Below are 21,413 nucleotides of genomic sequence, written 5' to 3'. Positions count from 1 at the left end.
GCTGGGAACCCCTGCGTTTCAACGTACTCAGAGGGTCCGACAAGATCGCCGCCAAACGACCAGGCGTCTGCAAGTACCGCCAAACCAACATCAACAGGCCGCTGAGCACACCCAACAGCCCGACAAGCCGCACGTCGTCAGTTCGGGTGTCGTTAGAGGCGATTCGATCATGGTTTGGTGGTACTTGCAGACGCCATCAGCAAACCAGGGCGGGCACGGCACGCGTGTCCACCCCGGTCACCAAATCGGTAGAACCCAACGGATCCAGCGGGTCCGACAGTCCGCTCAGACCAGCCAGACGGCCGTGTCAGGCGGCAGCTGGTCGCCGTCCATCGGACCGGACGACAACAGCACCTGACCGGGCGGCAGCGGCACGGAAGCACCGGACGTGTTCAGCGCGCAGATCAGCCCGCCACCCTTGCGCCGGAACGCGAAACACCCGGCCGGGGCGCCGTACCACTCCAGCTCGTCGCCCGCGAACGACGTGTTGGACTTCCGGTGCTCCAAAGCCTCCCGGTACAGCGACAGCATCGAACCGGGGTCCTCCAGCTGTGCTTCCGCGGTGAGGTGGTCCCACTCGTTCGGCTGCGGCAGCCAGGTGTTCACGGCCGTCGAGAACCCGAACGGCGGCGTCGTGCCCTCCCACGGGATCGGCACGCGGCAGCCGTCCCGGCCGCGCTCGGTGTGGCCGGAGCGCTCCCAGGTCGGGTCCTGCAGGGCCCAGTCCGGCAGTTCCACGTTCGGCAGGCCGAGCTCTTCGCCGTTGTACAGGTAGATCACGCCCGGCAGCGCCAGCTCGACCAGCGTCATCGCGCGGGCCCGCTGCTCGCCCAGCGCGCCGCCGCCGTAGCGGGTCACGTGCCGTGCGACGTCGTGGTTGGACAGCGTCCACGTGGCGGGCGTGCCGGACAAAGCCACCGCACCCAGCGAGTGCTCGATCGCCGAACGGACGGCGTCGGCGTCGAAGCCGGCCTCGACCAGGCGGAAGTTGAAGCCCAGGTGCAGCTCGTCGGGGCGGACGTAGGCGGCGAACCGCTCGTCGTCCTTCACCCAGATCTCGCCGACGGCCATCGTGCCGGGGTAGCCGTCCATGACCTTGCGGATCATGCGGTGGATCTCGTGCACGCCGTCGTTGTCGAACCGCGGGTCGTGCGCGTCGTCGGACAGCACACCCGGCGCCTGCACCTTGATCTCCATGTCCGGCAGGCCTTCTGGCTTGGCCATGCCGTGCGCCACGTCGATGCGGAAGCCGTCGACACCGCGGTCCAGCCAGAACCGCAGCGTGTGCTCCAGGTCGGCGCGGACCTCCGGGTGGTCCCAGTTGAGGTCGGGCTGCTCCGGCGCGAACAGGTGCAGGTACCACTGGCCGTCGGGCACGCGGGTCCAGGCAGGGCCGCCGAAGACGGACACCCAGTTGTTCGGCGGCTGCGAGCCGTCGAAGCCGCGGCCCTCGCGGAAGATGTAGCGGGCGCGTTCCATGCTGCCCGGACCGGCGTGCAGGGCCTCCTGGAACCACTCGTGCAGGTCGCTCGTGTGGTTCGGGACCAGGTCGACGGTCACCCGGATGTTGTGCTCGTGCGCGTCCGCCACCAGCCGGTCGAACGCGGCCAGGTCGCCGAACAGCGGGTCGACGTCGCGCGGGTCGGCGACGTCGTAGCCGTGGTCGGCCATCGGCGAGCGGTAGAACGGGGTGAGCCACAGGGCGTCGACCCCGAGCAGTTCCAGGTAGCCGAGACGGGACCGGATGCCCTCGAGGTCGCCGACGCCGTCGCCGTTGGAGTCGGCGAAGGAACGCACGTACACCTGGTAGAAGACGGCGTCACGCCACCAGGCGGACTCTTCGGCGATCTCGGGGTTGAGGTCGGAGGATCGTCGCACGGGGGGTCATCCTGCCTTACGTCTCGCGGCGATTGGGCCCGATCGGGTGATGGGCGATCAAGACCAGGCGTTCATCAGGCTGTTCGCGGCCATCTCCAGGTACTCCCAGAGCTGCTTGCGGTGGGCCTCGTCCAGGCCGGCCTCATCGACGGCGATCCGCATGCAGCGCAGCCACGCGTCGCGCTCGATCGGGCCGATCTTGAACGGTACGTGCCGCATCCGCAGCCTCGGGTGGCCCCGGTTCTCCGAGTAGGTGTGGGGGCCGCCCCAGTACTGCATGAGGAACAGCCGTAGGCGCTCCTCCGCAGGTCCGAGGTCCTCTTCCGGGTACAGGGGGAGGAGGATCTCGTCGGCCTTCACCTCTTTGTAGAAGCGCGCGACGATGCGGTGGAACGTCTCCTCGCCACCGACCTGTTCGAAGAAGCTCACGGGGTTGCCCACCCACCCATCCTGACTCACGCGAGCCACCGCGTGCAGGGCGCCCCGGTGATTGGCCGTCTCGAATGGGTGTTCGACCTCACTTGGCGGTGAAGCCTGCTTCCTCCAGGGCGGGCATGAGCTGCGCACGGAGGTTTCGCTGGACCGCCCACTGACGTCCGGGCCGCGTCTTCACGGTCACCCGCAGCGTGATGTTGTCCGGTGTGAACTTCTCCACACCGAGCACCTCGGGCTTCGCCGTGATGTCCGTCTTGACCGGATCCATCTCCGCCACCTCGGCGACGGTGCGCTCCAGCACCTTGGTGGCCTCGGCGAGGTTCGCGCCGTAGCTCAGCGGCAGGTCGACGACCGCGACCGCGAAGCCCTGCGACGAGTTGCCGACGCGCAGGATCTCGCCGTTGCGGACGTACCAGACCGTGCCGCCGGTGTCACGGATCGTCGTGGTGCGCAGGGCGACCGCCTCGACCGTGCCGGTGATCGACGGGCCGAGGTCGACGACGTCGCCGACGCCGTACTGGTCCTCCATCAGCATGAACATGCCGGACAGGAAGTCCTTCACCAGGTTCTGCGCGCCGAAGCCGATGGCGACGCCGAGGATGCCCGCCGAGGTCAGCACCGGCGTGATGTCGAGCGTCAGCACGATCATGATCTCGAGGAACGCTATGCCGAACACGAGGATCGTGACGATCGACTTCAGCACCGAGCCGATGGTCTTCGCACGTTGCTCACGGCGCTCGGAGATCAGGTTCCCGAGCGCCTGCGGAGCACGTTCGCGCAGCGGCTTGAGCAGGCCAGGCTTCTTGCCCTCTTTGCCCGGTGTCGTGATCCGGTCGATGACCTTGCGCAGCAGTGCCCTGATCACGAAGGCGGCGATCAGGATCACGACGATCTTGATCGCGCCCGCGATGATGTCCGGCCCGTACTTCTCGAAGAACTCGATCGCCTGAGCGGTCTTGTTCGCGGCGTCGTCCACCGGGCTCTGCGCCAACACGTGGTCGTGTCCTCCTACAACTCCATGCCAGTGGCATTCGCGAGAAACGTCAGCTGGTCCACGGCGAGAGCAACGGTCCGGCTGACCGACCTGCCCGCGTGACCGACCTCGGTCTCGCGGCGGATCAGCACCGGGTGCTTGGTCGGATCACTCGACGACGCGTGCTGGAGTGCCGCGCACATCTTCCTGGCGTGGTTGGGGTCCACCCGAGAATCCGACTCGAACACCGTGAACAAGACGGAAGGGTACTCAACATCCGTTACCACTCGGTGATACGGAGAGTAGGAGAGCAGCCAGCCGAGCTCCTCGGAAACGCTTGCGCTGCCATACTCGTCGGCCCACAGGCGTCCGAGCAGGAAGTTCTCGTAGCGCACCATGTCGAGCAGTGGCGCTGAGCACACCACGGCCGCGTAGAGCTCAGGGCGCTGCGTCAGCGCGGCACCCACGAGCAGCCCGCCGTTGGAGCCGCCCATGATCGCCAGCTGCTGCGGCGTGGTCCAGCCGTCCCGCACCAGGCGTTCCGCGGCGGCGTGGAAGTCGTCGAACACGTTCTGCTTGTTGGCGCGCATGCCCGCGACGTGCCACTCCTCGCCTTCCTCGTCGCCGCCGCGCAACGACACGTGCACCCACACGCCGCCTGCTTCGACCCACGCCAGCGTGGTCGCGCTGTAGCCGGGGCCGCGGCCGATCGCGAAGCCGCCGTAGCCGGTGAGCAGCGCGGGACGGGGCAGGTCGGGCTTCTGCTCGCCGCTCACGACGAACATGCGCACCGTCGTGCCGTCCTTGGACGTGTACGCGATCTGCTGCGTGGTGACCGTCGGCAGTTCGACACGGCCGGGCGCGGCCTCGTGCAGCACGGTTTCGCCGGTGGTGGCGGAGAAGCGGAACACCGACTGCGGCGTCACGAAGTCCGTCCACCCGAACCACACCGTGTCCCGGTCGTGGTCGGTCTGAGCGTCCACAACGGACATGCCGTGCAGCGAACCCGTGCCGGGCAGCGGGATCTCCTGCTTGTGCGCGCCGGTCGTGGCGTCGTGCAGGTGCAGTTCGGACACCGCGTGCCTGGTCCTCAGCACCACGAGGTCGCCGTTGAGCCAGCGCACGCCGTCGAGCACCGAGTCCGGTTCCTCGCTGATCAGCTCGGTCCACTCGGTGGGGTGCTCCGGGTCGGCGACGCAGAGGCGCTGCCGGGGCGCGTTGTGGTTGGTGTGCAGGTAGAGCCTGCCGTCACGGGCGACGGACGCGGAGCACTGCACGCCGGCCTCGGTCAGGATCACCGGCTTGAGCGCGGCGTCACCGTGCAGGTCCGCGATCCACACCGAGTCGTGCTTCAGCGTGCTGGGCGCGCCACTCACGACCAGCCAGCGACCGTCGTGCGAGACGTTCAGCGTGTAGTAGAAGGTGTGCGCCTGGCCCTCGCCGTGCACGTTGAGGTCCGTCTCCGGGTCCGTGCCCACGCGGTGACGCCACACGCGGCGGTGGAACAGCTTCTCGTCCTCTGGCAGCAGCGCCGGGTCGAGCTGGCGGACGTAGAAGAACTCCTCGCCGCCCGGCAGCCAGCCGATCGAGGAGTAGCGGCACCTGTCGATCGGCCCTTCGACGAGCTCGCCGGAGTCGACGTCGATCACGTGCAGCAGCGAGTGCTCGTTGCCGCCCACGGACACCTGGTACGCCAGGCGCTTGCCCTCGAGGCTCGGCGACCAGCTGTCCAAAGTGGTCCTGCCGGACGGGTCGAGCACGCTCACGTCCAGCAGCACGCGTTCGGTGCCGTCGGCCTCGCGCACCACGACGACGGGGTGGTCCTGCTCGGGACCGCGGCGGGTGAAGAACGCCCTGCCCGCGCGCCAGACCGGCGTCGACACCGACCCCGTGCGCATCAGTTCCTTGAGCCTGCTGCCGAGGCGAGCGCGGCCGGGCATCGCGTCCAACCAGGACCGCGTGAGCGCGTCCTGCGCCTGCGACCACTCCGCGGTGCGGGGGTCTGCCGTGTCCTCGAGCCAGCGGTACGGATCGGCGACGTCGCGACCGTGAATCTGCTCGACGAGGTTTAGCCGCTCGGCGAACGGGTAGGAGATCGTCGCAGGCAGCGGAGTGGAAGGAGCCTCTGTCACCTTGTCAAGGGTACCGGGCGATGAAAACCACTTCCGTTTAGGGAGCTGGTTGACCCCGGGTTTGATCACACATCCATGACGCGTCACTTATCACACGTGATTTTTTGCTGGTAAATGTGGTCTCCTATGGCTGAACCGGTGGAGGTGGTCGCGTGCCAGACCGACAACCGACCCCTATCGGCGGCTCGCTACCAGGCGAGACGGCGCCGACGGTCCCCCCATGCCGAAATCAGCCCGAGCTGCGGGCGGTACCGGATGGGGATCGAGATGGGGGAGGTTCCGGTCCGACGCCGGCGGTTTTCCCCTGGGGAAGACGCAAAGTTCTGCTGCTGAACGCCACGTTCGAGCCGCTCACGGCCTTGTCACTGCGCCGGGCGGTCGTGCTGGTGGTGTGCGGCAAGGCCGAAGTCGTGCACGGAGACGCTTCCGGGCTGGTGCTGCACTCGTCCAAGTCCGAGGTGCTCGTGCCGTCCGTGATCCGGCTGAGCACCTACGTGCGCGTGCCTTATCGCGGCCGCGTGCCGATGACCCGCGCCGGGCTCATGCAGCGCGACCGTTATCGCTGTGCCTACTGCGGCGGGCGGGCCGAGACGATCGACCACGTCGTGCCGCGCTCGCGTGGCGGACCTCACACCTGGACCAACTGCGTCGCCTGCTGTGCGAAGTGCAACCACCGCAAGGCGGACAAGCTGCTGTCCGAACTGGGCTGGCGGCTGCGCGTCATACCCGCGGCGCCGCGTGGCCAGCACTGGCGGCTGCTCGCCGGGGTGACCGAGGCTGATCCGCAGTGGTTGCCGTACCTGGGTGAACCCGCGGCCTGATCTGCCTTCGGGTGGGGTCAGGCCGCGAGGGAGAAGTCGTCCTGGCGAGCCGTGATGCGGACGCTGTCGTCGTGCGCGGTGATCCGCACGGAGTCGTCCATCGTGATGCGGACCGAGTCGTCGTGCGCGGTGATGCGGACGCTGTCGTCGTGGGCCGTGATGCGCACGGAGTCGTCCATGGTGATGCGGACGCTGTCGTCCTCGGCGGTGATGCGTACGGAGTCGTCGTGAGCCGTGATCCGGACCGAGTCGTCCATCGTGATCCGGACCGAGTCCTCACGCGCCGTGATCCTGACGGAATCCTGCTGGGCGGTGATGCGAACGGAGTCCTCACGGGCGGTGATGCGCACCGAATCGGACATGGTGATCCTGACCGAATCGCTCGCCGTGATGCGAACCGAGTCTGCCATCGTGATGCGCACCGAGTCCGCGGCAGTGATGCGCACCGAATCGACCGCAGTGATCCGAACGGAGTCACGCGCCGTGATGCGAACGGAGTCACTTGCCGTAATACGCACTGAATCGTCCTTGTAGCTCGGAAGAGTGATGGACAGGGCCTGGGGGCGGGTCGTGTTCAACATTTTGTGTCCTCCAGGACGCTCGGTACGGCTGCGCAAGAGCCGTATAGGTGAAAAGCTAAGAGGTGGGTGTTCCGGGAACAAGACCCCAAACCGGCACCCGTTCGCATCCGACCGGGTGAGGCCTGACCGGGTGTAACCGCTGCGCCGCACGAGAGCACTCATTGCCCTTACTGGCCGGTATGGACACGCTCTGTAGCGTTCAAACTGATGGAACGTGACGTGCGTCATACCGCGAAAGGCCTGCACGGACGCGGTTTCCGGGCGCTCACCGCGGCATGGGCGGTGTCGCTCGTCGGGGACGGCGTGCGCGTCGTCGCGTTGCCGTTGTTCACGGCCGCGAGCACCCGCAGCCCGCTCGCGGTGTCCGCGGTGGCCGTCGCCACCACGCTGCCGTGGTTGCTCATCGCGCTGCCGGCCGGCGCGTTCGTGGACCGCTGGAGGCCGCGAACCGTTGTCGTGGTGGCACATTGGCTGCGCGCCGGGGTGACCGGACTGCTCGCTCTGGCGGTCCACACCGGACATGCGACGGTCGTCGTCTTGTGCGCCACGGCTTTTGTACTGACCTCGGCTGAGACATTCGCGGACTCGGCGTCCCAGGTGCTGCTGGTCGAGCTGGCGGGGCCGGACGAGCTGGAGGCGGCCAACGGCAGGTTCGTGACGGTCGAGACGGTCGGCATGGACCTCGCCGGACCGCTGGCGGCCGCGGTGCTGTTCTGGTGGGCACCGGCGGCCTGTTTCGCGCTGGACGCGACGTCGTTCGTGGCCGCGGCGGTGCTGGTGTCCCGCGTGCCAGACGTGGCTCCCGAACGTGCTGGGGGCGATCTTGGCGGGCAGCTCGTCGAGGGCGCGCGGTTCCTCGTGCGGACCCCTGGCCTGCGGTCACTGGTAGTTGCCGTGGCAATCACAGCTGTCTGTGCGGCCGCGATCAACGCCATGCTGGCCCTCTACTCCATCCAGGTGCTCGGCCTCGCCGAACCGGTGGTTCCCGGCCTTGTCGTGTGCATGGCGGCCGGCGCTCTGCTAGGCGCGTGGTCGTCCCCGCGGCTCGCGTCGCGGTGGGGTCCGGGGCGGGTGATGGTCGGTTTCCTCGCGTTGCTGGGCGCGGCGTTCGCGTTGTTCGGGCTGGTGCCGTGGCTGGTGGTCGCGGTGATCGCGTGCGTGCTGTTCGGCGTGGCGTCCGCAGGGTGGAACGTGCTGTCCGCGACCCGTCGCCAGCGCCTCACGCCCGGCCCGATGATGGGCCGTGTGACCAGCGCTTATCGGGTGCTCGCGTGGGGTCTGTCGCCACTGGGCGCAGGCCTCGCCGGACCACTGGCGGCGGCGACGTCGCTGGGCACCGTGTACGTCGTGGCGGGCACGATCGTGGGATTGACCTCGATCTTGCTGGCCCGGCCTCTCACGCGCGCGTGAGTTCGGCTACCGTACCCGCCGTGACCATCGTGGAGACCGTCCTCGTCTTCGCGCTGATCCCGCTGGCTCTGTACGGCGTGATCGCGCTGTTGACGGTGAGGCCAAAGGCCACCCGGATTCCCCGGTACCGGCCCGGCCAGGAGTGGGGCTACGCCCCGGTGTGGTGGAGCGCGAACCCGGCAGGGTTGAGCGTGGACCACCACAGCACCACCGAGCCCGCTGTCTCGGGCTCGACGGCCAAGGGAGGCGCTCGTGGCAGCTGGTAAGGCCATCGAGGCCGTCGACCCGTCGACGTTGCCCGTGGGCGCGGTCGTGACGAACAGCGGCCGTGTCTCCGCCGCCAAGATGTACGAGCCGCACGCGCCGGAACTGCCGTTCACGCCGACCCAGCTCGCGCAGCTGGACGAGGCGCTGACGCTCTCCAGCCGCACCACCGGCCTCGACTTCAGCGTGTACCTGGGGGAGCTGGGCTCTTCCTCGCGCGAGCGCGCCGAGGAGCTGCACGCCTCCACCGACCGCCCGGCGCACCACGTGCTGCTGGCCGTGTCGCCGGGTGAGCGCGTCGTCGAGATCGTGACGGGCGAGGAGTCGCACCGCCGCCTCGCCGACCGCGGCGCCAAGCTTGCGGTGATGAGCATGGTGGCGTCCTTCAAGGAGGGCGACCTCGCGGGCGGCCTCGTGTCGGGCCTGCGCATGCTGACCGACCAGGCGGGCAACCGTTCCTGAAGTTCTTCTCCGCCAGGCCCCCGGTTTCGCAGCCGGGGGCCTGCGTGTTTTCTGGGGGTTTTCGATGAGTTTGCGCAAGCACGACCGCACGTCCGCGGTGTCCGCGCTGCGAATGGTCCGCGAAATGTTCCCGGACCTGGAGGAAGTGTCCTTCACGGCCGTGGATTGGATGGGCCGGCAGTACCTCGAGACGAACGGCATGGTGGTGGTGTTCGATCCCGGCACGGCCGAGGCGCTCGGGTACGACTACCCGACGCTGGAAGAGGCTCTCGCCGCCGCACCGGACGAGCTGCTGCGCACGGACCTGTTCGCCGAGTGGCAGGCCCGCAACCCGATGTCGCTGGGCGAGGGCCAGTGCGTCGGCTACCGGACGCCGTTGTTCCTGGGCGGCGCGGACTCCGTGGAGAACCTGGAGGCCGTGAACCTCGAGGTGTACTGGTCGATCCACGGCCAGATCTGGTTGCAGGTCAAGGACTTGCCACCGGGCACGCCGATCACGGGCATCAATCTGACGTGACGTCGTTGCGCGCCACCACGAGGTCGGAGATCTTCTCCCAGCCGAGCTTGCGGTACAGGTGCACGCCTTCGGTCGACGAGAACAGCAACCCGGTCTTCGCCCCGTCCTTCACCGCCTCGCGCGCCAGCACGCCCATCACGACGCTGCCCAGCCCGCGTCGCCGATGGGCGTCCCCGGTGCCGATGCGGTGTGCCACAGCGTCTTCACCCACCACGGCCATCAGCCCGCTCGCCGCTTCCTCGCCGTCCTGGAGGATCCGCACCCCGATGACCGGGGTCCGTCGCACCTCCACGGCGTAGCCCGCGGGCACGTCGAACTGCGGGTGATCGGCGAGCACGCACCGCATGAACGTCTCGTCCGGCCGGGCCACGACAAGTCCGGCCGCCTCGATCTCCGCGACGACCTTCTCCGGCTCGCCGGTCGGAATGCTCAGCCAGCTCGGTTCGGTCGTGGCTGCCACGATTCGAGCCATGGCACCGGCTTCCGCGTCGTCGGTGGCGATCCACTCGTACTTGCGGCGCGACCGGTTCACGTCGACGACCAGGTACCCGTCGCGGTACTCGGACGTCAGCCCGTCGGCCTTGATCCAGCCGCGGTGCCAGCGCTCCACCAGTTCACCGATCATGACTTCCCCTCCGCGATCACCACGTCGGAAACGGCTTCCCAGCCGAGCGTGCGGTACACCGGCAGACCATCCTCCGACGCGAACAGCAGACCTGTCGTGGCGCCGGCTGCCACGGCTTCCCGGGCGAGCACACCCATCACCACACTGGCGAGTCCGCGCCGCCGGTGCCCGGGCGTCGTCGCGATGCCGTGTGGCACAGCGTCTTCACCGACCACCGCGATCAGCCCGCTGGCTGCCTCGGCGCCGTCGCGCAGCACCCGGACCTCGATCACGACGTCCTCACGCGTCACCTCGACCGTGTAGCCGTCGGGTGCTTCAGGTGCGGGGTGATTCGTGAGCAGGCGGCGCATGAACGTCTCCCGCGGCCGAACCTTCAGACCGACACCGGTGAGAATCGCGGTCACCTGCTCCGGCGCGTTCGTCGGCACGGTGATCCAGTCACCTTTCTCCATCTGCGTCGCGTGCCAGGACGTCTCACCTTCGTCGGTCAGCACACGCCGTGCCCGCGGTTCGCGGACCAGGCCCGCGATCTTGGTCCAGCCGGTGATCCAGCGGTTCACGAGTGCGCCGAGAGCCATCCGGCGATCCAGCTCCTTCACCCCGTCCAAACTAGACGACGTAGTGGCCAGGGCCGAGCAATGCCTCGCTCATCGCGAGGTGCACGCGGCCCGCCCGGCCATGGCGATCCAGCAGCACCACGTGTTCGCACTCGACCAGAAGCGGGTCGCCGTTCTCGTACCAGTGCACGATCTCGTACCGCACCGCACCTCCCCAGTCCTCCTGACGCTATGCGAAAGCCCCGCAACGCGCGAACGCATTGCGGGGCTTTCAAAGCACCAACTCAGGAGCGGTCGAACTCCTGCGCAGCCAGGGCGCGCACGATGCCCGCACGCCCCTCGGAAACCAGGCGGCGCAACGCCGGCGGGTGCTCGTCGGCGAGCCACGCGTCGGCGGCCTCCACAGTGGACCGGGCGATCGACCACGCCGGGAACATGCCCACCACCATGGACTGCGCGCGTTCGGACGTGCGGCGGTCCCACACGCCCTTCACGTCGGCGAAGTAGCGCTCGACGTACGGTGCGAGCAGCTCCTTCTGGCCGGGGTGCGAGATACCCGCGATGATCGCCTCGCTGACCGCGTTGGGCAGGTCGTCGTCGTTCACCGCCCGGTCCCACGCCTCGTCCTTGGCTGCGATGGTTGGGCGCAGCGCACGGGCCTGCTGCGCGCGGCGGTGGCCGGTGGAGGTCGGGTCGCGCTCCTCCTCGGCGTTGATCTCCGCCAGGTCCGCCTTGCCGTGAGCCACCAGGGCCTGCAGCAGACGCCACCGCAGATCGGTGTCCACGTCCAGTCCCGCAAGCACGGCCGAACCGTCGTACCAGCCGCGCAGTACGTCCACAGTGGACTCGTCGAGCACCGACGACGTCAGCGCGTTCACGAACGCCAGCTGGTGGTCGGAGCCGGGCTCGGCCGACTGGGCCAGCTCCAGCGTCGTGGCCACGAACCGGCGCCAGCCCTCACCGCGCCACGCGTCGTCCGCGTAGGACGACAGCGAGGTCTGGGCCTGCAGCAGAAGCCGTTGCACCACACCGACCTCGGACTCGGCGTGCAGCCCGCCGAGCACCAGGTTCACGAAGTCGCGTGCCTTCAGCTCGGCCTCGCGGGTCATCTCCCACGCGGCCGACCAGCACAGCGTGCGCGGCAGCGGCTCGGCGATGTCGGAGATGTGGTCGATCAGCCCGGCCAGCGAGTCGGGGTCGAGGCGCATCGTGCAGTACGTGAGGTCGTCGTCGTTGACCAGCACGATCTTGCCGCGGTGCACGCCGACCAGTTCCGGAACCTCGGTGCGGTCACCGGTGACGTCAAGTTCGTGGCGGTGCGTGCGGACGAGCTTGCCCGTGCCGTCGTCGTCGTAGACGCCGATCGCGATGCGGTGCGTGCGCAGTTCGCCGGCACCCGGACGCGCGCCGCCCTGCAGCACGGCGAACTCGGTGAACCTGCCCTGAGCGTCAACGGTGAACTTGGGGCGCAACAGGTTCAGGCCGGTCGTCTCCAGCCACTGCGCGCTCCACCACGACAGGTCGCGCCCGGACGCCTCCTCCAGCGCACCGAGCAGGTCCGCCAGCGTCGCGTTGCTCCACGCGTGCTTGGCGAAGTAGACCCGAAGGCCAGCCAGGAAGTTCTCCAGCCCGACGTACGCGACGAGCTGCTTCAGCACGGAAGCGCCCTTGGCGTAGGTGATGCCGTCGAAGTTGACCTCGACCGCCTGCACGTCGGAGATGTCCGCGGCCACCGGGTGGGTCGAGGGCAGCTGGTCTTGCCGGTACGCCCACGACTTCTCGATCTTCGCGAACGTCGTCCACGCCTGGCGGTACTCGGTGGCCTCGGCCTGCGCGAGCACCGAGGCCCAGGTGGCGAACGACTCGTTCAGCCACAGGTCGTCCCACCAGCGCATGGTCACGAGGTCGCCGAACCACATGTGCGCCATCTCGTGCAGCACGGTCTCGGCGCGGCGCTCGTAGAGGTAGCGGGTGACGCGGCTGCGGAAGACGTAGTCCTCCAGGAACGTGACGCAGCCGGCGTTCTCCATCGCACCCGCGTTGAACTCCGGCACGAAGCACTGGTCGTACTTGCCGAACGGGTACTGCACCCCGAACGCCTTGTGGAAGAACCCGAAGCCCTGCTTGGTCTCCGTGAACAGCCGCTCGGCGTCCATGTGCGGAGCGAGCGAGGCGCGGCAGTAGATGCCGAGCGGGATCTTGAAGTCGCCCTCGACGAACTCGTCGCGCCACTCCGCGTACGGACCGGCCACCAGCGCGACGATGTAGGTCGACATCGGCTTGGTGGTGGCGAACGTGTGCACGTCCGCGCCGCCCTCGCCGTCCTCGGTGGCGATGATCTCGCCGTTCGAGATGACCTTCCAGTCGTGCGGCGCCGTCACCTTCATGGAGTAGACGGACTTCAGGTCGGGCTGGTCGAAGCACGCGAACATGCGCTTGGCGTCCGCGGTCTCGAACTGCGAGTACAGGTACACGCCGCCGTCGACCGGGTCGACGAACCGGTGCAGGCCCTCGCCGGTGTTCATGTACCGGCAGTCGGCCTCGATGGTGAGCTCGTTGGTCTCCGCGAGGTCCGGCAGGTTGATGCCGTCCTCCTCGCGGTAGGAGGAGACGTCGAGCTCGCTGCCGTTGAGCACAGCGCGGTGCACGGTCGCCGCCACGATGTCGATCCACGAGGAAGCACCCGGAGTCCGGCTGCGGAACACCACGGTGGTGGTGGAGCGGAACGTGTCCGAACCCGGCTTTCCGCCGCCGTCGGTCAGGTCCAGCTCGATCCGGTAGGACTCCACTTCCAGCAGCTCAGCACGTTCCTGAGCCTGGTCGCGGGTGAGGTTGGGCGCGGCCACTGTTCACCTCGTCTGCCGCGCGTGTGGTTACGCGCTGACGTCGTCGGGAATGGTTATGACTCCCGCATCCAATCACGGAACCGGCGTACGGGAAGAGATGACAGGGTGATCTGGTTGGGCTGATGGGGCGATAACCGCACCCAACGCGACAGAACGCGACTGAAGGGGCACGCATGGCCGACAAGGCGAAGGTCGACTTCTACTTCGACCCTCTTTGTCCGTTCGCCTGGATCACCTCGCGGTGGATCCTGGAGGTGGAGAAGGTCCGCGACATCGACCTCAGCTTCCACGTGATGAGTCTTTCCGTGCTGAACGAGGGGCGTGACCTCCCCGAGCAGTACGTGGAGCTCATGACCAAGGGCTGGGGCCCGGTCCGGGTCGCCATCGCCGCCGAGCAGAAGTTCGGCAACGAGGTGCTGCCGCGGCTGTACACGGCGATGGGCACGCGCATCCACAACGAGGGCAACAAGGACTTCGACGAGATCATCAAGCTGGCCCTGGCCGACGCCGAGCTGCCGGCCGAGCTGGCGGACGCCGCGCACTCGACCGAGTTCGACGAGGAGCTCAAGAAGAGCCACCACCGCGGCATGGACCCGGTCGGCATGGACGTCGGCACGCCCACGATCCACATCGACGGTGTCGCGTTCTTCGGCCCGGTGCTGACGAAGATCCCGCGGGGCGAGGAGGCGGGCACGATCTTCGACGGTGCCCGGTTGCTGGCCGGCTACCCGTACTTCTTCGAGCTGAAGCGGACCCGCTCCGGCGACCTCGACTTCAGCTGAGTTTTTTGTCGGTGGTGCTCGCTAACGTCATGTGACATGAGCCACCACCGCGTTGAAGTCGCAGTTCAGGGCCCTTGGTCGCTGGGGATGTCCCGGGCGTTCTGGGAGGGCTTCACGCCGTCCCGGTTGCCTGCTCTCGCGGGCGACGCGCTGCGGGCCGAGTTCTTGACCGAGGGTGAGTGGCGCCGGGCTGAGGTCTCCGTGACCCAGCGCGGCGCCACTGCCGTTCTGGAGCTGTCCGGTCCCGGTGATCTGGATCTGGCGGCGGCGCAGGTGTGCCGGTTCCTGGCGCTGGACGTCGACGGGCGGGGCTGGCCCGAGGTCGGCGCGCGGGATCCGGTGATCGCCGCTGCTCAGGCGGAACTGCCCGGCTTACGTCCGTGCGGCTTCTACTCGCCGTACGAGGCGGCGGCGTGGTCCGTGCTGTCGCAGCGGGTCCGGATGACGCAGGCGGCGGCGTTGAAGGCCTCGCTGCTGCAGGACGGGGTGTTTCCCCCGCCTGCCGAGTTGCGATCTCTCGACCTCGACTTACCCGGTCGCAAGCCCGAGTACCTGCGCGCGGTGGCCGAGGCGGCGCTGGACGGGCTGCTGGACGGCGTGACGCTGCGCGCGATGAAACCCGCGGCGGCCGTGCTGGCGGTGCAGCAGGTCAAGGGGCTGGGGCCGTTCGCGGCCGAGCTGGTCGTGTTGCGCGGGGCGAACGCGCCGGATGCCGTGCCGCACAACGAGTCCAGGCTCACCGACGAGGTTCGTGAACGGTACGGGCGGCCGTTGCCGGAGGTCTCCGAGGCGTGGCGGCCCTATCGGACGTGGGCGGCGGTGCATCTCCGGGTGCTGCGGGAGCGGCGGATCGGAGGGCTGATGGCCTCTGCCCAGGCGTGACCGTTGCCAGGTGATGTGACAGTCTGGACCCTTGTCAGCTGTTTGGTGTCACATCCGCCTGGAGGGCTCTCGTGATCGAGGTCGTCAACCCCGCCACCGAGGAAGTCATCGGCACGCTCGCCGAAGGCACACCGGCCGACGTCGACACGGCCGTGGCCGCCGCGGTGGCCGCCTTCCCGGCGTGGTCGCAGACCTCGGTCGAGGAACGGGCGAAGGTCGTCCGGGCGATCATCGACGGCCTGCGCGGTCGTGCTGACGAGCTCGCGGCCGCCATGACGGCCGAGATGGGCACCCCCATAACGTTCAGCCAGAAGGTGCAGGTCGCGAACCCCATCGCCATCGCGGAGGGTGTCGCGGACGTGCTGGAACGCGGCTACTTCGAGCCGGAGGAGATCGGCAACTCGCTGGTCCTCCGCGAGCCGATCGGGGTCGTCGCCGCCATCACGCCGTGGAACTTCCCGCTGCAGCAGATGGTCGCGAAGGTCGTGCCGGCGCTCGCCGCGGGCAACACCGTCGTGCTCAAGCCGAGCGAGCTCGCGCCCAGGACCGCGGACCTGCTGGCCGAGATCATCACGGCGACCGTGCCGGAGGGCGTGTTCGGGCTGGTGCACGGCACCGGGCCGGTCGTCGGCGAGGCGCTGGCCGCGCACCCCGATGTGGACATGGTGTCGTTCACCGGGTCCACCCGCGCCGGCCGGCGGGTGTCGGCGGTGGCGTCCGAGACCGTGAAGCGGGTCGCGCTGGAGCTGGGCGGCAAGTCGGCGTGCATCGTGCTCGACGACGCCGATCTGGCGCGTGCCGTGAAGATCGCGGTCGCCAACTCGTTCATGAACAACGGCCAGGCGTGCAGCGCCTGGACGCGCTTGCTGGTGCCCGCGGACCGGCACGACGAGGCCGTGGAACTGGCGGCCGCGGCGGCTTCGAAATACGTCTCGGCGGACCCGAGCGAGTCGTCGACCCGGATCGGTCCGGCGGTGTCGAAGGCGCAGCGCGACCGCGTGGTCGGCTACATCCGCAAGGGTGTCGAGGAAGGCGCGCGACTGGCCGCCGGTGGGCCGGAAGCGCCGTTGCCCCAAGGCTTCTACGTGGCGCCGACGGTGTTCGGTGGCGTCACGCCGGAGATGACGATCGCCCAGGAGGAGATCTTCGGGCCCGTCCTCGCGGTCATGCCGTACGCGGACGAGGACGACGCGGTGCGCATCGCCAACTCCACGATCTACGGCCTGGCAGGCGGCGTGTTCTCCGCTGATGCCGACCGGGCGATGCGGGTGGCCAAGCGCCTGCGCACCGGCCAGGTCGACATCAACGCCGCCGCGTTCAACACGAGCGCGCCGTTCGGCGGTTACCGCCAGTCGGGCAACGGCCGTGAGTTCGGCAAGTTCGGCCTGGACGAGTTCTGCGAGATCAAGTCGATCCAGCGCTAGACCGCCGCCGTCGCCGGCGTGGGCGGAAATTGAGCTGCGGGACGAGCCGGGGCGGCGTATCACTGCTGCCATGGCTGACTCGGCGCTGAGCATCAGGACCATCGACCAAGCGGACCTGCCCGAGTTCGAGAAGGTGTTCTCCTGGTCGTTCCTCGACGAGCCTGCCGGCGAGCAGCGCTGGATGAGGGTGCTGGAGCTGGACCGGGCGCACGCGATCTTCGACGGCGACGAGATGGTGGGCACCGGCGGGATCCTCACCCGCGAGCTCACGGTGCCGGGCGGAGCACAGGTACCTGTCGGAGCGGTGACCGTCGTGGGCGTCAAGCCGGGCCATCGGCGGCGGGGCGTGGCGTCGTTGCTGATGAAGACGCAGCTGCACGCCATGCACGAGGCAGGCGAACCGATCGGGATCCTCTGGGCGTCCGAGGGGGCGATCTACCGGCGGTTCGGCTACGGCGAGCTGGCGTCGAGCCTGTCGATGATGAAGATGCCGACGCGTATGCCGTTCCACCCCGGGGTGTCCGTGAGCGACGCGCGGATTCGCCAGGTGACGCGCGAGGAAGCCATGCCGTTCATGCGCGAGGTGCACGACCGCGTGCGCCGCGCGAGGATCGGCTGGCTCAGCAGGGTCGACGGGACGTGGGAGAACCACCTCGCCGACGCCGAGAGCGACCGCGACGGCCTCTCCGCCTACCGCTACTGCCTGCACCCGCAGGGGTATGTGGTGTTCCGGGTGAAGCACGAGTGGGACAACAGCGGGCCGCAGAACGAGCTGCACGTGCGCGAGCTGGTGTGCGAGACCGAGCAGGCGTACGTGGACCTGTACCGGTTCCTGCTCGACGTCGACCTGGCGACCGGCATCTCGTACTTCACCAACACGGACGACCCGATCGTGCACATGGTCGACAACCCGCGGAAGGTGCGGCAGGAGCTCGCCGACGCGTTGTGGCTGCGGATCGTCGACGTCGAACGGGCGCTGCCGCTGCGCCGTTATCAGTCTGATGTGGACAGTGTGATCGAGGTTGCCGACTCCCTCTGCCCGTGGAACTCCGGCCGCTGGCGCCTCACCGTGAAGAGCGGGGAAGCGCTCGTGACGCGCACCGACGACTCAGCGGACGTGTCGCTCGACGTCGCCGCGCTCGGCAGTGCCTATCTCGGTGGCGTAAGGCTTTCGGTGCTCAGGCGCGCACACCGCGTGGTCGAGCACACGGCCGGTCATGTCGACGCGCTCTCGTTGGCGTTCCTCGGCGAACACGAGCCCCATTGCCCAGAGGTGTTCTGACGGAACAACGGGCGCCATTCACTCGTTGACGGTTTACCTGGTGTGGGAGGTAAAGCCGTGGGCGCCATCGTGTGGGTGGTTGTACTGGTACTGCTGGTCGCAGGGGTGTTCTACCTGGTCAGCCAGAGCAACGCGCGCAAGGCGCGGGAGCTCGACGACGCCAAGGCGGAGGCCCGCCGGTGGGTCGAACGGCTGGGCGGGCAGGTGATGAGCCTCACGGGGTCGAACGCCGCGTCCACGCAGGCCATGGCCGATGCGTCCGAGCGCTTCACCGCGGCCGGGTCGCAGATGGAGCAGGCCCGCACGATCCCGCAGGCGCGCCTGGTCACCGAGACGGCGATGGAAGGTCTGCACTACGTCCGCGCCGCACGTGAGGCCATGGGTATGGACCCAGGACCCGCGCTGCCCGAGAGCGCCGGGCAGAAGCAGGCGGGTGCCGTCAGCGAAGACCGCCAGGTCAGCGTCGAGGGCCACGCTTATGCCGCGTCGCCGAACTCCGGTTCCGGCACGCCCTACTACTACCCCGGTGGCATGGTCGCCGGACGCCCGGTGCCACGTGGCTGGTACTCCGAGCCGTGGTGGAAGCCCGCGCTCGTGGCCGGCGCTTGGGGCGTGGGCACGTTCCTGCTGATGGACGCCATGTTCTCCGGTATGCACGGCATCGGTGACTACGGCATGGCGGACATGGGTGCCGCGGACTTCGGCGGTGGCGACATGGGCGACATGGGCGGCGACTTCGGTGGTGCCGACGTGGGTGACGCCGGTGGCTTCGACTTCGGCGACATGGGCGGGTTCGACTTCTAGCGCAAAGTGCTCACGGCTGGAGTGTGCTCGTGTGCGCAAAAGTGCTCATCAACTGAGTACTTTCCAGCCGCACCCAAAACGGCCCACCCGATTTTTTCTAGGGCTGGCAGCCGGGGCACCAGAAGAGGTTGCGACCTGCGAGTTCGGTGGTCATGACCTCGGTGCCGCAGATCAGGCACGGCTCGCCGGCGCGGCGGTAGACGTACACCTCGCCGCCGTGCCGGTCCACGCGCGGCGCACGTCCCATGGCGCGTGGCATGTGCTCGCGGCGGACCGTGTTGATCTGGCCGACCTTCACGCCGTCCTTCATCAGCACGACGAGGTCGTCCCAGAGCGCGTCCCACAGCTCGCGGCTGACCTTGTTGCCGACGAGCATCGGGTTCACGTTGTGCCGGAACAGGATCTCGGCGCGGTAGACGTTGCCGACGCCCGCGAGGATCTTCTGGTCCATCAGCAGCGCGGCCAGCGGTTGCTTCGACCGCAGGATGCGCTGGTAGGCCAGGTCCGGGACGGCGTCCTTGCGCAACGGGTCGGGGCCGAGCCTTTTCCGGATCGCCTTGACCTCGTCGGAGTTGAGCACGTCGCACATGGCCGGGCCGCGCAGGTCCGTCCAGTGGGTCTCGCCGACCATGCGCATCCGGACCTGGCCCACCGGCAGCAGGACCGGGAGCGGTGCCTCGGTGAAGGTCCCGATGAGGCCGAGGTGGACGTGCACGACCGCGTCCGGACCGTAGACGTGGAACAGGTGCTTGCCATGCGCCTCGGCGCGGACGAGCTTACGTCCGTCCACAAGGGACGCCGCGGCCGCGAAGCGTCCCTGTGGACTCGTGACGGACACGGGCTTGCCCGCGTACCGGCGCTGGTGCAGCCGCGCGAGGCGGTGCAGCGTGTGGCCCTCAGGCATCAGGCCTTGGTTTCGTAGGCACTGACCTGGTCGATCCGGCGCTGGTGCCGCGGCTCGCCCGAGAACGGCGTGTCGACGAACGCCGTGACAATCGCGATCGCCTCCTCGGTCGTGTGCTGGCGAGCGCCGATGCCGACGAGGTTGGCGTCGTTGTGCTGTCGGGCCAGCTGGGCGGTGTCGACGTTCCACGCCAGTGCGGCGCGAGCGCCCTTCACCTTGTTCGCGGCGATCTGCTCGCCGTTGCCCGAACCGCCGATGACGACGCCGAGGGTGCCGGGATTCGCCACGACCTGCTCCGCGGCGTCGACGCAGAACGACACGTAGTCGTCCTGGGCGTCGTATTCGTGGGCGCCGACGTCGACGACCTCGTGACCCTGCTCGCTCAGAGCCTTGGACAGGTGGGACTTCAGCTCGAAGCCCGCGTGGTCTGCTGCCAGATAAACGCGCACGTCCCGGAGTCTGACACGCTGGGCGGCATGTTTGCTCAGGAGGGGTACCAGCTGAAGCTGGAGTGGGGGCCTGAAGGCGTCGACGTGCTGCGGGGCTGTGACGTGCTGGTTGTCGTGGACGTGTTGTCGTTCACGACTTCTGTCGACCTGGTGGTCTGCAACGGCGGCCAGGTCCGGCCGTCGCGGTGGAAGCCGCGCAACGGCACGCTGCGACCAGCATCACTCGTCGACGCGACCGGGTTGGTCGAGCTGCCGTCGCCGAACGGGTCGAACCTCTGCACGCTGGCGGGGGAGACCGGGGCGCACGTGCTCGCAGCCTGTCTGCGCAACGCCTCGGCGGTGGCGAAGCGGGCGGGCGAGCTGGGGGAGACGATCGGGGTGATCCCCGGCGGTGAGCGGTGGGGTCTCAACATGGCCGGGGTGGGGGAGTCGTTCGGTCCGCTGCGGCCGTGCGTCGAGGACTACCTGGGCGCGGGTGCGGTGCTTGCCGCCCTGTCCGAGATGCGACTGTCCGGGGCTGCTTCGCCCGAGGCGCAGCTCGCGGTCACGGCGTTCCAGAACACCGATGTCGCTGCCGCGGTGCGGGCGTGCGGGTCCGGGCAGGAGCTGATCGCGCACGGCCATGCGGCGGACGTGGAGCTGGCGGTGCAGCTCGGGGTGAGCGACGCCGTTCCGGTGCTGGTCGACGGAGTTCTGTCCGGGGGAGTGCCGCGGTGATCGAGATCGCGGATGGCGTGTTCATCCGGCGCCACACCGAGCTCGACCTGACGCTCGGGTACGTCGTCGGGTCCGGTGACTCGCTGCTCGTGGACTCCGGCATGGATCCGAGCCTTGCCTCGGAGCTGTGTTCGTCCGGGCGAGGGCCGTCGCGGATCGTGTTGACGCACAACCACTTCGACCACGTGCTGGCCACCGAGGCGTTCCTGCCGTGCGAGGTGTGGGCGCACGAGGACTGCGTGGTCGACGAGTCGCTGCTCGAAAGCAGGGCCAGGTACTACCCGGAACCCTTCGAGGGCACGTTGATCGCGCCCACGCACACGTTCCGCGACACCGTCACGCTCGACGTCGGCGGGCGCCGGGTCGATCTGCACCACTTCGGGCCCGCGCACAGTTCGCACGACGTGATCGTGCACGTGCCGGACGCCGGAGTGGTGTTCGCGGGCGACCTCGTCGAGGAAGGCGCTCCCGCTCAGGCAGGTTCGGACGCCACGCCGTCGAACTGGCGCCACGTCCTGGACCGCGTGCTGGAGCTGAACCCGCGGATCGTCGTGCCGGGGCACGGCAATCCGGTCGACGCCGCGTTCGTGCGGGAAATGGTCATCCCAGCAGTGAGCTAGTAGTGCTTTGTCGGGTCAGCAAGAACCCGGGGCGTCAGACGCTTCGAT

General features: G+C 68.6%; 23 protein-coding genes. 12 read left to right on the top strand and 11 right to left on the bottom strand.

The annotated features are described in order from the left end of the window. Positions 1 to 285: 285 nt before the first annotated feature. The 4 genes from UK23_RS24545 to UK23_RS24530 form a co-directional block, all read right to left on the bottom strand. A complete protein-coding gene (locus UK23_RS24545; RefSeq protein ID WP_045313971.1) occupies positions 286 to 1,878 on the bottom strand; it encodes an alpha-amylase family glycosyl hydrolase in 1,593 nt (530 codons plus the stop codon). Between the two features lie 57 nt (positions 1,879 to 1,935). Beyond that, positions 1,936 to 2,319, bottom strand: a complete 384-nt coding sequence (locus UK23_RS24540) for a globin (RefSeq protein WP_045313970.1) — start codon at positions 2,317 to 2,319, stop codon at positions 1,936 to 1,938. Between the two features lie 76 nt (positions 2,320 to 2,395). Beyond that, entirely contained in the window at positions 2,396 to 3,256 is an 861-nt protein-coding gene (locus UK23_RS24535) for a mechanosensitive ion channel family protein (RefSeq protein ID WP_045313976.1), read from the bottom strand. A 65-nt stretch (positions 3,257 to 3,321) separates the two neighbouring features. Then, entirely contained in the window at positions 3,322 to 5,418 is a 2,097-nt protein-coding gene (locus UK23_RS24530; protein WP_045313969.1) for a prolyl oligopeptidase family serine peptidase, read from the bottom strand. A 152-nt stretch (positions 5,419 to 5,570) separates the two neighbouring features. Here UK23_RS24530 and UK23_RS24525 point away from each other — a divergent pair, with 152 nt between their 5' ends. After that, positions 5,571 to 6,239 carry an HNH endonuclease gene (locus UK23_RS24525; protein ID WP_082114933.1) on the top strand — a complete coding sequence of 223 codons (669 nt, stop codon included), beginning with the start codon at positions 5,571 to 5,573 and terminating at the stop codon, positions 6,237 to 6,239. 17 nt (positions 6,240 to 6,256) lie between these two features. On the opposite strand, the gene UK23_RS52905 is transcribed toward UK23_RS24525, so the two are convergent. Continuing rightward, positions 6,257 to 6,820 (bottom strand): DUF2345 domain-containing protein, encoded by a 564-nt coding sequence (locus UK23_RS52905; protein ID WP_045313968.1) that lies wholly within the window; start codon positions 6,818 to 6,820, stop codon positions 6,257 to 6,259. 207 nt (positions 6,821 to 7,027) lie between these two features. Here UK23_RS52905 and UK23_RS24510 point away from each other — a divergent pair, with 207 nt between their 5' ends. From UK23_RS24510 to UK23_RS24495, 4 genes are all read left to right on the top strand, one after another. Beyond that, positions 7,028 to 8,230: an MFS transporter gene (locus tag UK23_RS24510; protein ID WP_052684995.1), complete on the top strand. Its 1,203-nt coding sequence runs from the start codon at positions 7,028 to 7,030 to the stop codon at positions 8,228 to 8,230. 20 nt (positions 8,231 to 8,250) lie between these two features. Beyond that, the gene (locus UK23_RS24505; protein ID WP_045313965.1) at positions 8,251 to 8,496 is read left to right on the top strand and encodes a hypothetical protein; all 246 of its coding nucleotides are present in this window, start codon (positions 8,251 to 8,253) and stop codon (positions 8,494 to 8,496) included. Further along, a complete protein-coding gene (locus UK23_RS24500; protein WP_045313964.1) occupies positions 8,483 to 8,956 on the top strand; it encodes a DUF5130 family protein in 474 nt (157 codons plus the stop codon). Before UK23_RS24505 ends, UK23_RS24500 begins: the two co-directional genes overlap by 14 nt. Positions 8,957 to 9,020: 64 nt before the next feature. Further along, complete coding sequence (locus UK23_RS24495) at positions 9,021 to 9,473, top strand: T6SS immunity protein Tdi1 domain-containing protein (RefSeq protein ID WP_082114932.1); 453 nt, start codon at positions 9,021 to 9,023, stop codon at positions 9,471 to 9,473. Here the strand turns inward: UK23_RS24495 and UK23_RS24490 are convergent. The 4 genes from UK23_RS24490 to pepN form a co-directional block, all read right to left on the bottom strand. Beyond that, complete coding sequence (locus UK23_RS24490; RefSeq protein WP_052684993.1) at positions 9,460 to 10,098, bottom strand: GNAT family N-acetyltransferase; 639 nt, start codon at positions 10,096 to 10,098, stop codon at positions 9,460 to 9,462. The two genes, UK23_RS24495 and UK23_RS24490, sit on opposite strands and share 14 nt — an antisense overlap. Then, the gene (locus UK23_RS24485) at positions 10,095 to 10,697 is read right to left on the bottom strand and encodes a GNAT family N-acetyltransferase (RefSeq protein WP_156213358.1); all 603 of its coding nucleotides are present in this window, start codon (positions 10,695 to 10,697) and stop codon (positions 10,095 to 10,097) included. The genes UK23_RS24490 and UK23_RS24485 overlap by 4 nt, the downstream gene beginning before the upstream one ends. Before the next feature lie 10 nt (positions 10,698 to 10,707). Next, on the bottom strand, positions 10,708 to 10,860 hold the full coding sequence (locus tag UK23_RS51895; RefSeq protein WP_156213357.1) for a hypothetical protein: 153 nt from the start codon (positions 10,858 to 10,860) through the stop codon (positions 10,708 to 10,710). A 79-nt stretch (positions 10,861 to 10,939) separates the two neighbouring features. Next, the gene (gene pepN / locus UK23_RS24480) at positions 10,940 to 13,501 is read right to left on the bottom strand and encodes an aminopeptidase N (protein ID WP_045313963.1); all 2,562 of its coding nucleotides are present in this window, start codon (positions 13,499 to 13,501) and stop codon (positions 10,940 to 10,942) included. 173 nt (positions 13,502 to 13,674) lie between these two features. On the opposite strand from pepN, the gene UK23_RS24475 reads away from it, so the two are divergent. From UK23_RS24475 to UK23_RS24455, 5 genes are all read left to right on the top strand, one after another. After that, on the top strand, positions 13,675 to 14,283 hold the full coding sequence (locus UK23_RS24475) for a DSBA oxidoreductase (RefSeq protein ID WP_045313962.1): 609 nt from the start codon (positions 13,675 to 13,677) through the stop codon (positions 14,281 to 14,283). A gap of 36 nt (positions 14,284 to 14,319) precedes the next feature. Then, positions 14,320 to 15,165, top strand: coding sequence for a DNA-3-methyladenine glycosylase family protein (locus tag UK23_RS24470; protein WP_045313961.1), 846 nt, complete (start codon positions 14,320 to 14,322; stop codon positions 15,163 to 15,165). A gap of 71 nt (positions 15,166 to 15,236) precedes the next feature. Then, positions 15,237 to 16,589, top strand: a complete 1,353-nt coding sequence (locus UK23_RS24465) for an aldehyde dehydrogenase family protein (RefSeq protein ID WP_082114931.1) — start codon at positions 15,237 to 15,239, stop codon at positions 16,587 to 16,589. 70 nt (positions 16,590 to 16,659) lie between these two features. Then, a complete protein-coding gene (locus UK23_RS24460) occupies positions 16,660 to 17,871 on the top strand; it encodes a GNAT family N-acetyltransferase (protein WP_045313959.1) in 1,212 nt (403 codons plus the stop codon). A gap of 57 nt (positions 17,872 to 17,928) precedes the next feature. Beyond that, positions 17,929 to 18,675: a hypothetical protein gene (locus tag UK23_RS24455; protein WP_045313958.1), complete on the top strand. Its 747-nt coding sequence runs from the start codon at positions 17,929 to 17,931 to the stop codon at positions 18,673 to 18,675. A 97-nt stretch (positions 18,676 to 18,772) separates the two neighbouring features. Here the strand turns inward: UK23_RS24455 and UK23_RS24450 are convergent, their stop codons facing one another. Then, entirely contained in the window at positions 18,773 to 19,579 is an 807-nt protein-coding gene (locus UK23_RS24450) for an Fpg/Nei family DNA glycosylase (RefSeq protein WP_045313957.1), read from the bottom strand. Next, positions 19,579 to 20,028 carry a ribose-5-phosphate isomerase gene (locus UK23_RS24445; RefSeq protein ID WP_045313956.1) on the bottom strand — a complete coding sequence of 150 codons (450 nt, stop codon included), beginning with the start codon at positions 20,026 to 20,028 and terminating at the stop codon, positions 19,579 to 19,581. The genes UK23_RS24450 and UK23_RS24445 overlap by 1 nt, the downstream gene beginning before the upstream one ends. 27 nt (positions 20,029 to 20,055) lie before the next feature. Between UK23_RS24445 and UK23_RS24440 the strand changes: the two genes are divergently transcribed. Both UK23_RS24440 and UK23_RS24435 read left to right on the top strand, forming a co-directional pair. After that, complete coding sequence (locus UK23_RS24440) at positions 20,056 to 20,745, top strand: 2-phosphosulfolactate phosphatase (RefSeq protein WP_045313955.1); 690 nt, start codon at positions 20,056 to 20,058, stop codon at positions 20,743 to 20,745. Then, positions 20,742 to 21,365 carry an MBL fold metallo-hydrolase gene (locus UK23_RS24435; protein WP_045313954.1) on the top strand — a complete coding sequence of 208 codons (624 nt, stop codon included), beginning with the start codon at positions 20,742 to 20,744 and terminating at the stop codon, positions 21,363 to 21,365. Before UK23_RS24440 ends, UK23_RS24435 begins: the two co-directional genes overlap by 4 nt. Positions 21,366 to 21,413 lie beyond the last annotated feature (48 nt).

The organism is Lentzea aerocolonigenes (assembly GCF_000955955.1).
Taxonomy (GTDB): domain Bacteria; phylum Actinomycetota; class Actinomycetes; order Mycobacteriales; family Pseudonocardiaceae; genus Lentzea; species Lentzea aerocolonigenes_A.
The sequence above is the reverse complement of the archived record's forward strand: the minus strand, read 5'-3'. Positions and strand labels throughout refer to the sequence as shown.

Excerpts from the sequence above, each read along its gene's own strand:
- UK23_RS24470 (WP_045313961.1), top strand. The coding sequence starts at position 14,320 with ATGAGCCACCACCGCGTTGAAGTCGCAGTTCAGGGCCCTTGGTCGCTG.
- UK23_RS24440 (WP_045313955.1), top strand. The coding sequence starts at position 20,056 with ATGTTTGCTCAGGAGGGGTACCAGCTGAAGCTGGAGTGGGGGCCTGAA.
- UK23_RS24495 (WP_082114932.1), top strand. The coding sequence starts at position 9,021 with ATGAGTTTGCGCAAGCACGACCGCACGTCCGCGGTGTCCGCGCTGCGA.
- UK23_RS52905 (WP_045313968.1), bottom strand. The coding sequence starts at position 6,820 with ATGTTGAACACGACCCGCCCCCAGGCCCTGTCCATCACTCTTCCGAGC.
- UK23_RS24490 (WP_052684993.1), bottom strand. The coding sequence starts at position 10,098 with ATGATCGGTGAACTGGTGGAGCGCTGGCACCGCGGCTGGATCAAGGCC.
- UK23_RS24475 (WP_045313962.1), top strand. The coding sequence starts at position 13,675 with ATGGCCGACAAGGCGAAGGTCGACTTCTACTTCGACCCTCTTTGTCCG.
- UK23_RS24460 (WP_045313959.1), top strand. The coding sequence starts at position 16,660 with ATGGCTGACTCGGCGCTGAGCATCAGGACCATCGACCAAGCGGACCTG.
- UK23_RS24450 (WP_045313957.1), bottom strand. The coding sequence starts at position 19,579 with ATGCCTGAGGGCCACACGCTGCACCGCCTCGCGCGGCTGCACCAGCGC.
- UK23_RS24510 (WP_052684995.1), top strand. The coding sequence starts at position 7,028 with ATGGAACGTGACGTGCGTCATACCGCGAAAGGCCTGCACGGACGCGGT.